The organism is Nocardioides sp. NPDC101246 (assembly GCF_044767415.1).
Classification (GTDB): domain Bacteria; phylum Actinomycetota; class Actinomycetes; order Propionibacteriales; family Nocardioidaceae; genus Nocardioides.
Window position 1 is genome coordinate 165,473 of record NZ_JBIWNX010000012.1, and the last position, 12,850, is coordinate 178,322.

11 protein-coding genes are annotated in these 12,850 nt (G+C 69.7%); 6 read left to right on the plus strand and 5 right to left on the minus strand.

The genetic code is table 11. From position 1 onward, the window contains the following. Positions 1-22 precede the first annotated feature (22 nt). Complete coding sequence (locus ACIRON_RS21900; RefSeq protein WP_402995433.1) at positions 23-3,898, plus strand: DNA-directed RNA polymerase subunit beta'; 3,876 nt, start codon at positions 23-25, stop codon at positions 3,896-3,898. A gap of 63 nt (positions 3,899-3,961) precedes the next feature. On the opposite strand, the gene ACIRON_RS21905 is transcribed toward ACIRON_RS21900, so the two are convergent. Beyond that, positions 3,962-4,843 (minus strand): alcohol dehydrogenase catalytic domain-containing protein, encoded by an 882-nt coding sequence (locus ACIRON_RS21905; protein ID WP_402995435.1) that lies wholly within the window; start codon positions 4,841-4,843, stop codon positions 3,962-3,964. Positions 4,844-4,952: 109 nt separating this feature from the next. Here ACIRON_RS21905 and ACIRON_RS21910 point away from each other — a divergent pair, with 109 nt between their 5' ends. The 3 genes from ACIRON_RS21910 to ACIRON_RS21920 all read left to right on the plus strand — a co-directional run bounded on the left by ACIRON_RS21910 (position 4,953) and on the right by ACIRON_RS21920 (position 6,654). Then, positions 4,953-5,339 (plus strand): winged helix-turn-helix transcriptional regulator, encoded by a 387-nt coding sequence (locus tag ACIRON_RS21910; protein ID WP_402995437.1) that lies wholly within the window; start codon positions 4,953-4,955, stop codon positions 5,337-5,339. 293 nt (positions 5,340-5,632) lie between these two features. Continuing rightward, a complete protein-coding gene (locus tag ACIRON_RS21915; protein WP_402995439.1) occupies positions 5,633-6,091 on the plus strand; it encodes a DUF4232 domain-containing protein in 459 nt (152 codons plus the stop codon). A 77-nt stretch (positions 6,092-6,168) separates the two neighbouring features. Beyond that, entirely contained in the window at positions 6,169-6,654 is a 486-nt protein-coding gene (locus ACIRON_RS21920) for a pyridoxamine 5'-phosphate oxidase family protein (protein ID WP_091042725.1), read from the plus strand. A 7-nt stretch (positions 6,655-6,661) separates the two neighbouring features. Here ACIRON_RS21920 and ACIRON_RS21925 read toward each other — a convergent pair whose 3' ends face one another. From ACIRON_RS21925 to ACIRON_RS21935, 3 genes are read right to left on the minus strand one after another with little or no spacing between them, the layout of a single operon-like run. Then, positions 6,662-7,417 (minus strand): ABC transporter ATP-binding protein, encoded by a 756-nt coding sequence (locus ACIRON_RS21925; protein ID WP_402995442.1) that lies wholly within the window; start codon positions 7,415-7,417, stop codon positions 6,662-6,664. After that, positions 7,414-8,382, minus strand: coding sequence for an ABC transporter substrate-binding protein (locus tag ACIRON_RS21930; protein ID WP_402995444.1), 969 nt, complete (start codon positions 8,380-8,382; stop codon positions 7,414-7,416). The genes ACIRON_RS21925 and ACIRON_RS21930 overlap by 4 nt, the downstream gene beginning before the upstream one ends. 17 nt (positions 8,383-8,399) lie before the next feature. Beyond that, the gene (locus ACIRON_RS21935) at positions 8,400-9,458 is read right to left on the minus strand and encodes a FecCD family ABC transporter permease (RefSeq protein ID WP_402995446.1); all 1,059 of its coding nucleotides are present in this window, start codon (positions 9,456-9,458) and stop codon (positions 8,400-8,402) included. A 126-nt stretch (positions 9,459-9,584) separates the two neighbouring features. Here ACIRON_RS21935 and ACIRON_RS21940 point away from each other — a divergent pair, with 126 nt between their 5' ends. Together ACIRON_RS21940 and ACIRON_RS21945 are read left to right on the plus strand one after the other, a co-directional pair. Then, the gene (locus ACIRON_RS21940; protein WP_402995448.1) at positions 9,585-10,817 is read left to right on the plus strand and encodes a geranylgeranyl reductase family protein; all 1,233 of its coding nucleotides are present in this window, start codon (positions 9,585-9,587) and stop codon (positions 10,815-10,817) included. Then, positions 10,817-11,749, plus strand: coding sequence for an NUDIX domain-containing protein (locus ACIRON_RS21945; RefSeq protein ID WP_402995450.1), 933 nt, complete (start codon positions 10,817-10,819; stop codon positions 11,747-11,749). Before ACIRON_RS21940 ends, ACIRON_RS21945 begins: the two co-directional genes overlap by 1 nt. 126 nt (positions 11,750-11,875) lie before the next feature. Here ACIRON_RS21945 and ACIRON_RS21950 read toward each other — a convergent pair whose 3' ends face one another. Beyond that, entirely contained in the window at positions 11,876-12,838 is a 963-nt protein-coding gene (locus tag ACIRON_RS21950; RefSeq protein ID WP_402995452.1) for an ornithine cyclodeaminase family protein, read from the minus strand. Positions 12,839-12,850 lie beyond the last annotated feature (12 nt).

Below are 12,850 nucleotides of genomic sequence, written 5' to 3' on the forward strand. Positions count from 1 at the left end.
AACGAAGGAACTGGAAGCCACCGTGCTCGACGTCAACTTCTTCGATCAGCTCAAGATCGGCCTGGCCACCGCGGACGAGATCCGCGCGTGGAGCCACGGCGAGGTCAAGAAGCCTGAGACCATCAACTACCGCACGCTCAAGCCCGAGCGTGACGGCCTCTTCTGCGAGAAGATCTTCGGTCCCACCCGGGACTGGGAGTGCTACTGCGGCAAGTACAAGCGCGTGCGCTTCAAGGGCATCATCTGCGAGCGCTGCGGCGTCGAGGTCACCCGCTCCAAGGTACGCCGCGAGCGGATGGGCCACATCGAGCTCGCCGCCCCGGTGACCCACATCTGGTACTTCAAGGGCGTTCCGTCGCGGCTGGGCTACCTGCTCGACCTCGCGCCGAAGGACCTGGAGAAGGTCATCTACTTCGCTGCGTACATGATCACCTCCGTCGACGAGGACGCGCGTCACCGCGACCTGTCCTCGCTCGAGGCGAAGGTCGACCAGCAGCGCAAGATGCTGACCGGCCGGCTCGACGTGGCGATCAACGACCGCGCCAAGAAGCTCGAGACCGACCTGGCCGCGCTCGAGGCCGAGGGCGCCAAGTCCGACGCCAAGCGCAAGGTCAAGGACGGCGCCGAGCGCGAGATGAAGCAGCTGCGTGACCGCACCGAGCGTGAGGTCAACCGTCTCGACGAGGTCTGGGACACCTTCAAGAACCTGAAGATCCAGGACCTCATGGGCGACGAGCTGCTCTACCGCGAGATGAAGACCTGGTTCGGGAAGTACTTCGAGGGCCACATGGGCGCCACGGCGATCCAGAAGCGCCTCGAGGGCTTCGACATCGAGGCCGAGGTCGAGAACCTGCGCGAGACCATTGCCACCGGCAAGGGTCAGCGCAAGGTCCGCGCGCTCAAGCGCCTCAAGGTCGTCGACGCCTTCCGCAAGACCGGCAACAAGCCGACCGGCATGGTGCTCGACGCCGTCCCGGTCATCCCGCCGGACCTGCGCCCGATGGTGCAGCTCGACGGTGGCCGGTTCGCGACCTCCGACCTCAACGACCTCTACCGTCGTGTGATCAACCGCAACAACCGCCTCAAGCGTCTCCTCGACCTCGGTGCTCCCGAGATCATCGTGAACAACGAGAAGCGGATGCTGCAGGAGGCCGTCGACTCGCTGTTCGACAACGGTCGTCGTGGCCGCCCGGTCACCGGGCCGGGCAACCGCCCGCTGAAGTCGCTCTCCGACATGCTCAAGGGCAAGCAGGGTCGCTTCCGTCAGAACCTGCTCGGTAAGCGCGTCGACTACTCCGGCCGTTCGGTCATCGTCTCTGGTCCGCAGCTCAAGCTGCACCAGTGCGGTCTGCCGAAGCAGATGGCCCTGGAGCTGTTCAAGCCGTTCGTGATGAAGCGCCTGGTGGACCTGAGCCACGCTCAGAACATCAAGTCCGCCAAGCGGATGGTCGAGCGTGCTCGTCCGGTCGTGTGGGACGTCCTCGAAGAGGTCATCACCGAGCACCCGGTTCTGCTGAACCGTGCGCCCACCCTGCACCGCCTCGGCATCCAGGCCTTCGAGCCGCAGCTGATCGAGGGTAAGGCCATCCAGCTGCACCCGCTCGTCTGCACCGCGTTCAACGCGGACTTCGACGGTGACCAGATGGCTGTCCACCTGCCGCTGTCGGCGGAGGCCCAGGCCGAGGCTCGCATCCTGATGCTCTCGACCAACAACATCCTCAAGCCGTCCGACGGTCGTCCGGTCACCATGCCGACCCAGGACATGATCATCGGTCTGTACTTCATCACCTCCGACCGCGAGGGTGAGGTCGGCGAGGGCCGTGCCTTCTCGTCCCCGGCCGAGGCCATCATGGCCTTCGACCACCTCGAGATCACGCTGCAGTCGAAGATCAAGATCCGCCTCGACGACATCGTCCCGTCCGTCGGATACGACGTGCCGGAGGGCTGGACCGCGGGTGACCCGATCGTCGTCGAGACCACGCTGGGCCGGGTGATCTTCAACGACACCCTCCCCGCCGACTACCCCTTCGTGAACTACGAGGTCGGTAAGAAGCAGCTCGGAGCGATCATCAACGACCTGGCCGAGCGCTACACCAAGGTCGAGGTCGCGGCGTCGCTGGACGCGCTCAAGGACAACGGCTTCCACTGGGCCACCCGTTCGGGTGTCACGGTCTCCATCGACGACGTCACCACGCCGCCGAACAAGGCCGAGATCCTTGAGACCTTCGAGGCTCAGGCTGCCAAGGTGCAGAAGCAGTTCGAGCGTGGTCTGGTCACCGACGAGGAGCGCCGTCAGGAGCTCGTCGAGATCTGGACCGAGGCCGCCAAGGTCGTCGGTGCTGCGATGGAGGCCGCGTTCGACCGCAAGAACCCGATCTACATGCAGGTCACCTCGGGCGCTTCGGGTAACTTCAACCAGATCCGCCAGGTCGGCGCCATGCGAGGCCTGGTGGCCAACCCGAAGGGCGAGATCATCCCGCGGCCGATCAAGTCGAACTTCCGCGAGGGTCTCTCCGTCCTGGAGTACTTCATCTCCACCCACGGTGCTCGTAAGGGCCTGGCCGACACCGCGCTGCGTACCGCCGACTCGGGTTACCTGACCCGTCGTCTGGTGGACGTCTCGCAGGACGTCATCATCCGTGAGGACGACTGCGGCACCGAGCGCGGTCTGCCGAAGGTCATCGGCGTCGACCAGGGCGGCGTCGTCGTCAAGGACGACAACGCCGAGACCGCTGCGTACGCTCGCACGGCTGCCGTCGACATCGAGCACCCGTCGACCGGCGAGGTTCTCGCGGTCGCCGGTGAGGACCTGGGCGACGTCAAGATCGAGGAGCTGGTTCGCGCCGGCATCACCGAGGTCAAGGTCCGTTCGGTCCTCACCTGTGAGGCCCGCACCGGTACGTGTGCCAAGTGCTACGGCCGCTCGCTGGCCACCGGCAAGCTCGTCGACATCGGTGAGGCGGTCGGCATCATCGCCGCCCAGTCCATCGGTGAGCCCGGCACCCAGCTGACCATGCGTACGTTCCACACCGGTGGTGTGGCGTCGGCCGACGACATCACGCAGGGTCTGCCGCGTGTCGTCGAGCTCTTCGAGGCGCGTACGCCGAAGGGTGTCTCGCCGATCTCCGAGGTCGCCGGACGGATCGAGATCGAGGAGACCGACAAGGCCCGCAAGGTCCTGGTCACCCCGGACGACGGTTCGGACGTCATCGAGTACGTCGTCTCGCGCCGCTCGCGGCTGCGGGTCGGCGACGGTGACCACATCGAGGTCGGTGCTCCGCTGACCGTCGGTACGCCGGACCCCAAGGAGGTCCTCCGTATCCTCGGTGTCCGCAAGACGCAGCAGCACCTCGTCGACGAGGTCCAGGCCGTGTACCGGTCGCAGGGTGTGTCCATCCACGACAAGCACATCGAGATCATCGTGCGGCAGATGCTGCGCCGGATCACGGTGCTCGAGTCCGGTGACACCAACCTGCTGCCGTCCGACCTGGCCGACCGTATCGACTTCGAGTCGGAGAACCGGCGCGTGGTCTCCGAGGGCGGCAAGCCGGCCTCGGGTCGTCCGGAGCTGATGGGCATCACCAAGGCCTCGCTGGCCACCGAGTCCTGGCTGTCGGCGGCCTCCTTCCAGGAGACCACCCGCGTCCTCACCGACGCTGCCATCAACGGCCGCTCCGACTCGCTGCGCGGTCTGAAGGAGAACGTCATCATCGGTAAGCTCATCCCGGCCGGCACCGGCCTGGAGCGCTACCGGAACATCAAGGTCGAGCCGACCGATGAGGCTCGCGCCGCGGCGTACTCCGTGACCGGTTACGACAACTACGACTACGAGTTCGGCAACACCGGCGGCCAGGCCGTCGCGCTGGACGACTTCGACTTCGGTTCGTACCAGTCGTGATCCAGTAGTCAGACGAAGGCCCCGCCTCCCTCGGGAGGCGGGGCCTTCGCCATTTGTACGTCCTCAGGGCACGAGCAGCCAGCGCCCGTCGGAGCCCGGTGCCGCGACGGCCTCCTGGTAGGCCTCGGCGGCCTTGCTGAGCGGACGGGTCGCGGCGATCCTGGTCGGCACGGTGCCGTCGGCGGCCAGCTGGAGGAGATCGGCGAGTGCCGCCCCGTCGGCGTGGCTCATCACCGTCGAGACCTCGATGCCGCGCTCCGGTTCCGGGGCCCGGCCGGGCTTGACGCTGACGTAACGGCCGTTGTCGCGTACGCCTGCCAAGGCCGGTTCGTTGAGGGCCGCGAGGTCGAGGACGGCGTCGTGGGTGCCCGGCTCGATCTCGGTGAGGGTGCGGTCGGCGCCGGTGACGAGATGCTCGGTGCCGGGGCGTACCACGGCGTCGACCGTCCAACCGTCGGCTTTGGCGAGAGCCAGTGCCCACAGGCCGACGCCGCCGGCGGCTCCGGTGACGAGCAGGCTGCCGCGCTCGGTGCCGAGCAGGTCGAGCGCCTGGCGGGCGGTGAGGGCGTTGAGCGGAGCCGCGGCGGCTGCCTCGAGGGCGAGGCCGTCGGGAAGGGTGGCCGCGTCGGCGGCGGCGAGGACGACCTCGGTCGCGTGGGCGCGAGTGCCGGCGGCCGGGTCGCCGTGGAACCCGGCGACCCTGTCGCCGACGGCGAATCCGGAGACGGCCTCGCCGATCTCGGTGACCACGCCGCTGAAGTCGAAGCCGAGCCCGATCACGTCGGGCAGGCCGATGGGGGCGTGGTCGGCGGCGACGAAGGCGTCGAAGAGGGTGAAGCCGGCCGCGGCGACCTCGACCCGGATGTCGTCGGGGCCGAGCGGCTGTGCCGGGAGCTCCTCGAGGCGCGGGGTCGGGTCGCCGGCGCGGGAGATGAGTGCGTACATGGTGTTCGTCCTTTGCGGTGGATGGCGTCCTTGCAGTACTACTTTCGGTGCCCTACTCTCCTTTGGGAAGAAGGCACTTTGAAGTGGCGTACGCACCTGGAGGTCTGCCATGGGGACGACGACGGCCGAGCGGCCCAGCGGATTCGACGCGTTCAACGCGCTGTGTCCGAGCCGGCGGCTGCTGGACACGATCGGTGACAAGTGGGTGAGCCTGGCGATCGTGGCGCTGGGGCTCCGCGGGCCGCTGAGGTATTCGGAGCTGGCCTCGCAGATCGAGGGGGTGAGCCAGAAGATGCTGACCCAGTCGCTGCGGAAGATGGAGCGCGACGGCCTGCTGATCCGCACGGTGACCCCGTCGGTGCCGGTGCGGACCGACTACGAGCTCACCCCGCTCGGCCAGACGCTGCTTCCGGTCCTCGGCCACCTCAAGGCCTGGGCCGAGGAGCACATGCCGGAGGTCGACGCTGCTCGGACGGCGTACGACGGCAGGCCTTGACGGCAGGGTCTGAAGAAATCTCGAATTGAGATGCAACGGACCGGGACGCCCGCACGTCTCAGGGGTGGGACGATGAATTGTCTGCTACTCGAGGAGCGACGATGCGGCACATGCGGCTGATGATGGTCGGTCTCGGGATCCTCGGCGTGCTCGCGGCGGGAGGTTGTGCGTCGACGACGGACGGGGCGGTCGACGCGTCACCATCTGCCTCCGGGACCGCGGACCCCTCCCAAGCGAGCAGCGCGGCATCGTCCCCGACTCAGTCCTCACCGGCGGCCACGGGGGGTTCGCCGGTGAGGACTGAGTCTTCTTCTTTCGACCCTGCGCCGGCGGATCCGGTGACGCCGAAGTGTGCCGACGCCGACCTGAAGGCCGGCTATCGCGCGACCGACGCGGGCGCGGGCTCACGGTTCGGCGAGATCACGCTGACCAACGTCTCCGACCAAGCGTGTGCCCTCGGTGGCTTCGGCGGGCTGTCGTACGTCGGGGGCGGCGACGGCACCCAGGTGGGCGCGCCCGCGGCGCGTGAGGGCAAGTGGCGCACGGTGATCATGAAGCCGGGTCAGGTGGCGGTCAGCGAGATCTCCGAGTCGACGGCCGAGAACTACCCGGCCTCGGCCTGCAAGCCGACCGAGGTGGACGGGTTCCGGGTCTTCGTGCCGGACTCCTACGACTCCCAGTTCGTCCGCCACCGGACGACCGGGTGTGCGGACAAGAACGTGTCGCTCCTGTCTCATCACGCGTTCCACTAGGAGCGCCCCAGGCGCGGCTTCGAGCTGCCGCGCGTATACGCAGGTCACCGCTGGGAAAATTGTTTACCCTCTGGGGTATGGCAGCTGATCTGGACAGACACGTCCGCGGGATCGTCGACGAGGTCGCCTACCTGGTGCTGGCGACCTCGGATCCCGACGGGCGCCCGCGTACCTCGCCGGTCTACTTCTCCCACGACGGCTATCGAGACCTCTACTGGGTCTCGGCGCCCGATGCGCAGCACTCCCGCAACATCGTCCGCGACCCGCGCGTGGCCGGAGTCATCTTCGACTCCTCGGTGCTGCCGGGGTCGGGGGCGAGTGCTGCGTACGTCACCGGGATGGCGCGCCAGGTGCCCGACTTCGAGCTCGAGAAACGCTGCGAGGTGGCGTTCCACCGGCTGGTCGGGACGGCTCGGGCGTTCAAGCCGGAGCAGCTGCGCGGCGAGGCGTCGCTGCGGCTCTACGTGATGGAGGTCGAGCTCTGGGAGGCGCACCTTCCCGGCGTCGACCCGGACGACGAGGCCGCACCCGAGACCAGGGTCGAGGCCGACCCGGAGCTCTGAGGCGGGGTCAGTTCGCGGGGCGGAAGAGGAGGTGGATCTCCTCGCGCAGCTCGAGCCGCTCGATGCCGATGTCGTAGACCGGCTCCAGGATCTCGGGGCGGAGCACTTCGTCGACGGTGCCGCGCGCGGCGACGCGGCGCCGGTCGAGCAGCACCAGGTCGTCGCAGTAGCGAGCTGCCAGGTTGAGGTCGTGGAGCACGACGATCGCCGTCGTCCCGAGCTTCCGCACCAGGGACAGGATCTCGTGCTGGTAGCGGATGTCGAGGTGGTTGGTCGGCTCGTCGAGGAGCAGGTGGGTCGCCTCCTGCGCCAGCGCCCGGGCGATGAGCACCCGCTGCCGCTCGCCCCCGGAGAGAGCGGCGAAGGAGCGCGGCCCGAGGTGGGTCCCGCCGACCCGCTCCAGGCACTCCGCCGCGATCGCCAGGTCGTGGTCACCAGCCCTGGCGAAGGCGGACAGATGAGGCGTACGTCCTAGAAGGACCATCTCGCCGGCGGTCAGAGTCGTGTCCGTGCCGGACTCCTGGACGACGACGGCCAGGCGCCGGGCGACATGCTTGGCGGGGAGCGTGGCGAGGTCGTCGCCGTCGATCTCGACGGTGCCGCCGCCGCGGAGGGCGCCGTAGAGCAGCCGGAGCAGGGTGGTCTTGCCGCTGCCGTTCGGGCCGATCAGGCCGAGCACCCGGCCCTCGTGGGAGGCGACGTCGACGTCCTCGAGGATCGTCGTGGTGGCGTACGTCCAGGACAGGCCCGTCGCCTCGATCACCGGCCGAACCTGTCGATGATCCGCTCGAGACCGTCGACGGAGAGGGCCGATGGCGGCTCGGTGAAGTTGAACAGCTGCGCCATCACGTCGCCGTTCCTGACCGCGGTGAGGTCCTCGGCGCCGGCGAGCTGGGTGATCGACTCCTCGACCTCCTTCGGGTCGCCGGCGTTGTGGAGCAGGATGATCACGTCGGGGTCGCGCTCGAGGAGATCCTCGGTCGAGACCTCGAAGACGCGCTCGTCGACGTCGGCGAAGACGTCCTCGAACCCGGCCGCCTCCAGCTGCGGATGGGCCATCGACCTGGTGCCGTAGGCGTAGGTGACGCCGCCGCCGACGGTGGGGTAGAGCACGGCGGCCGTACGTCCCTCGCCGACCTTCTCCTTCTCCAGCTCGGTCACGCGTTTGCGCAGGTCAGCGACAGCCTGGGCGGCTTCGTCCTCGCGGTCGAAGACCTTCCCGTAGGCCTCCAGCTGGCTGTAGACGTCATCGAAACCGGGGTCGTCGACGCCCTCGGGGCACATCGCCGGCTCCTCGAGGAGATCGATGTCGACGGCGTCGAGGGTGTCGCGAGAGAGGTTGTCGACCTCGCCCAGGACCAGGTCGGGCTCCTCGGCGATGACGATCTCCTTGGAGATCTGCAGGTGGCCGCTGGTGTCCATCTCGTCGGTGAGCAGCGGGATGTCGTCGAGCTCTGCCTGGGTCTCGGTGTCGTAGTAGTCGGCGGGGTACTCGCCGGCCCTGGCCACGACCTGGTCCATCACGCCGAGCGCGTGCAGATAGGGGACGGCGGAGCTCTTCAGCATCACGACGCGCTCCGGCGGAGCCTCGAAGGTGACCTCGGCGCCGCAGTTCTCGATGGTGACCGGGAAGCCGTCCGTGGTGGCCTCATCACCGGCGGCGTCGGTGCCGCAGGCGGTGGTCGTGGCCAGCACGAGGGCGGCGGTGGCGAGCATGGGGCGGATCATTCGTGGCTCCTGACGGGTCAGACGTCGCGCGCGGAGAAGCGCCGGATGAGGACGATGAGGAACGGGGCGCCCAGGAGCGCGGTGACGATCCCGATCGGGATCTCCTGGGGCTGGAGGAGCACGCGGGCGAGCACGTCGGCCCAGACCAGCAGGATCGCGCCCATGAGGGCGGCGGCCGGGATCGCCACGGAGTGGGCGGAGCCGACCGCGCGGCGGGCGAGGTGAGGCACGACGAGGCCGACGAAGCCGATGCTGCCGGCGGCGGAGACGACGACGCCCACGGTCAGGGCCACCACGATCAGCAGCAGGGTGCGGAAGCGGTCGGGGGAGATGCCGAGGGTGTGGGCGGTCTCGTCGCCGATCGCGAGCGCGTCGAGACCGCGACCGGACAGGGTCAGCAGGGTGATGGTGGCGAGCACTGCGACGGCCACGACGGCGAGCAGGCCGTTCCACTGGGCCAGGCCGAGCGAGCCGAGCAGCCAGAACATCACCGATCGCGCACCCTCGGCAGAGCCCGAGGCGAAGATCAGGAAGCTGGTCAGGCCGTAGAGCAGGTAGCCGACCGCGACACCGGAGAGCAGCAGTCGCAGCGAGGTGACCCGGCCGCCGCTGCGGGCAAGGGCGAACACCAGGAACGACGCCGCGAGGGCGCCGAGGAAGGCGGAGCCGGGCAGGGCGTACGCCCCCAGGCCCGTGCCCGCGCCGAAGAGGATCGCCGCCGCGGCTCCGCTGGAGGCGCCGGAGTTGATCCCGAGCAGGTAGGGGTCGGCGAGCACGTTGCGGACCATCGCCTGCAGCGTCATGCCGGTGACGGCCAGGCCTGCTCCGACGAGGGCGCCGAGGAGCACGCGGGGGAGGCGTACCTTCCACACGATCGCCTCCTCGGTGGCCCTCCAGCCGGCCTCGGGTAGGCCGAGGAGGTGGTGGCCGAGGATCTGGGCGACCGTCCCGGGGCTCACGTACGCAGCGCCCAGCCCGACGGCGACCACGACCGTCACCACGGCGGCGGCGAGGAGGCCCAGGAGCCAGACGACGGCGCGCCGGCGGCGGCGACGTACGCCGAGAGGGTCGTGCACGTGGGGGCCTTCCGAGGCTGCTTCAGGACTAATGCGAAGAACTTGCAATAAGTTAGCAGAGGCTCGCTTCGGCCAGAGGTGAGGGTTCTTTCGCGGGCCGTAGGACGGTTCTGGGAAGATATGAGCATGACCTCGTCCCTTCCGCAGTCAGCTGACGTGCTCGTCGTGGGGGCAGGGCCCGCGGGCTCGGCCGCGGCGGCCTGGCTGGCGCGCGCCGGGGTCGATGTCCTGCTGACCGACGCGGCCGTCTTCCCGCGTGACAAGACCTGCGGTGACGGGCTGACCCCGCGCGCGACCCACGAGCTGGTCCGGCTCGGGCTGGAGGACTGGCTGCGTGCGCACCCGGTCTCGAAGGGCCTCCGGGCGCACGGTTTCGGGCAAACGCTGCACCTGCCCTGGCCCGGCGGCACGCTGCCGTCGTGGGGGTCTGCGGTGCCGCGGACCGAGCTCGACGACCACCTGCGCACGGTGGCGATCAAGTCCGGCGCGACCGCCGTCGACGGTGTGCGCGCGGTGGACGTGCGACGGGACGGGGACCGGATCGCGGCGGTCGTCTTCGAAGGTGGCCATGAGGTCACCTGCCGGTCGGTCGTGGTCGCCGACGGCGTGCGCTCGCCGCTCGGCAAGGTGCTGGGCCGGGAGTGGCACCGCGACACCGTCTACGGCGTCGCCGGGCGCGCCTACATCTCCTCGGACCAGGCCGATGACGAGTGGATCTCCTCCCACCTGGAGCTGCGTGACGAGTCCGGTGAGGCGCTGCCGGGATACGGCTGGATCTTCCCGCTCGGTTCGGGCGAGGTGAACATCGGTGCCGGTGCGCTGGCCACCTCGAAGCGGCCGGCGGACGTCGCGATCAAGCCGCTGATGCGGCACTACACCGAGCAGTGCCGCGAGGAGTTCGGGCTCACGGGCGAGCTGCGGGCGGAGAAGTCCGCGCTGCTGCCGATGGGTGGTGCGGTCTCCGGTGTCGCCGGCGCCAACTGGGCGCTGATCGGCGATGCCGCCGGGTGCGTGAACCCGCTCAACGGCGAGGGGATCGACTACGGCCTGGAGACCGGGCGGATGGTCGCCGACGCGCTGATCGCGGGCGAGGATCTGGCCACCGCCTGGCCGGCGACGCTGCGCGAGCACTACGGCGAGGCGTTCTCGATCGCCCGCCGTCTGGCCGGGGTCGCGACCCGCCCCAAGCTGGTATCCACCCTCGGACCTGCGGGAATGCGCTCCGACTGGCTGATGACGCTGGCCCTGCGGTGGATGGGCAACCTGGTCACCGACGAGGACCGTGACCGGGCTGCCAAGGTGTGGCGCTGGGCCGGTCGCCGCTCGTTGGCTCTCGACTCCCGACCCCCGTTCAGCTGATGGCGACGCGGAATCGGGGCCGCGGTGGGCGGCGACGCAAGCTTCCGAAGGTGCAGCGGGTGGGGGCGTACGCCGTCATCATCCGGGCCGGTGCGGCCGCCGAGCCGGAGATCCTGCTCAGTCGGCTCTCCGAGAAGGTCACGCCGGAGGAGCGGTGGACGCTGCCCGGCGGTGGGATCGACCACGGCGAGGACCCGCGCGACGCGGTCGTGCGCGAGGTCTACGAGGAGGCCGGGGTGCCGGTCGAGGTCGGCGTCGAGGCACGGGTCTACTCCGTCCACCAGGCCAAGGCCTGGCGGCTGGGTCGGCGGGTCAACTCGCACGCGATCCGGATCGTCTACGACGGCTGGGTGCCCCACGACGCTCCCGAACCGCAGACGATGGAGGTCGACGGGTCCACCGCGGAGGCGGCCTGGCTGCCCCTGGCTGCGGTGACGAGCGGCGAGATCCCGACGTCTCCGCTGGTCACCGACGCCCTCGAGGTGCACAAGCCGTCGCGGATGCAGCGGCTGGCCGCGTACGCGCTCATCACCCGCCCCTCCGACGACGCGATCCTGCTCACCCGGATCTCGCCGCTCGGCTACCACTCGGGCACCTGGACGCTGCCTGGCGGCGGGGTCGACTTCGGCGAGCAGCCGCGCGAGGCGCTGAAGCGCGAGGTCGTCGAGGAGTGTGGCCTCACCTGCGAGGTCGGCGCTGTGCTCGACGTGCACGACGTGAACATCACCGGCACGGCCCCCAGCGGTCGTCACGAGGAGTTCCACGGCGTCCACCTGATCTTCGCCGCGACGGTCGCCGACGGCGCGAGCCCCACGGTGGTCGAGCAGAACGGCACCACCGACGACGTACGTTGGGTGACCCGTGAGGAGCTGGCGACGCTGCCGCTGCTCGATGTGGTGAAGGCCGCGTTGGCCGCCGAAGCAACGGCTTAGCTGCCGAGTCGGCTCGTCCTGACCAAGATCCGTGTCGAGTCGGCGCGTCATGACGAGCCGACTCGGCAGGGATCTTGGTCAGTTTGCGCCGACTCGGCAGGGCCGGGATCGGACTGCGGGTCATGGCTACTGGTCGAGATCGATGCGGGCGCCGACGGCCCGCTCTTCGGCCGCGGCGAGGATCATCGCTGCCGCTGCGGCGTCCTGTACGCCGACGCCCACGGAGAGGTAGGCGGTGACGTCGGTTCGCGCGCGGTCGAGGGTGGCTGCGCCGGTCAGGACGGCGCCGAGGTCGACGATCTGGTCCGGGTCGACTGCCCCGGAGGCGACGGCGTCGACGACCGGCCCGGAGTCGGTCAAGGCCGACGGCCGGTGGTCGACGACGACCGTGGCGCGTCCCAACAGCGACGGTGGCAGCTCGACGCGGTCGGGGGCGAAGGAGCCGACGCTGGCCACGGTGGTGCCGTCGGTGACCCAGGCATCCTCGATCACCGGGGTGAGCGACGAGGTGCAGAGGACGACGATGTCGGCGCTGCGTACGGCCTGTTCCAGGTCTGACTGCGCAGCGGCACCGTGCTCGGCGGCGATCTCGGCGGCGGCGGACGGGTTCCGGCCGAAGAGCCGGAGCTCGGCGTCGGGGTGGGTCACGGCGAAGGCCGCGAGGTGGGCCCGGGCCTGGGCGCCGGTGCCGACGACGAGAACGGTCCCGGCGGACGGCGCCAGCTGCTGCATCGCGAGCGTGGTCGCGGCCGAGGTGCGCAGCTCGGTGACGCTGTCGCCGTTGATGATCGCGCGCGGTGCGCCGGTCTCGGCGTCGAGGACCGTGATGACCGAGTGCACGGCACCCAGGCCGCGGGCGGCGTTGGCCGGGTTGACGCTGCCGAACTTGCTCACCGCGGGGGCGTCGCGGGCGATCCGGGAGGAGTAGCAGAAGGAGACCGACGAGCCCGGCCCCGGGACGAGCAGCCGGGGAGGCTGGACGGCCTCCCCGGCTCCGAGTCGAGTGAACGCCTCGCGCTGGGACTCCAGCGCGAGGCGGGGCGTGAAGATGCTGCGTACGTCTGTGGCGGAGATGATCCTGACGGTCACCCTCGCCAGGTT

Excerpts from the sequence above, each read along its gene's own strand:
- ACIRON_RS21940 (WP_402995448.1), top strand. The coding sequence starts at position 9,585 with ATGACCTCGTCCCTTCCGCAGTCAGCTGACGTGCTCGTCGTGGGGGCA.
- ACIRON_RS21920 (WP_091042725.1), top strand. The coding sequence starts at position 6,169 with ATGGCAGCTGATCTGGACAGACACGTCCGCGGGATCGTCGACGAGGTC.
- ACIRON_RS21930 (WP_402995444.1), bottom strand. The coding sequence starts at position 8,382 with ATGATCCGCCCCATGCTCGCCACCGCCGCCCTCGTGCTGGCCACGACC.
- ACIRON_RS21905 (WP_402995435.1), bottom strand. The coding sequence starts at position 4,843 with ATGTACGCACTCATCTCCCGCGCCGGCGACCCGACCCCGCGCCTCGAG.
- ACIRON_RS21910 (WP_402995437.1), top strand. The coding sequence starts at position 4,953 with ATGGGGACGACGACGGCCGAGCGGCCCAGCGGATTCGACGCGTTCAAC.
- ACIRON_RS21945 (WP_402995450.1), top strand. The coding sequence starts at position 10,817 with ATGGCGACGCGGAATCGGGGCCGCGGTGGGCGGCGACGCAAGCTTCCG.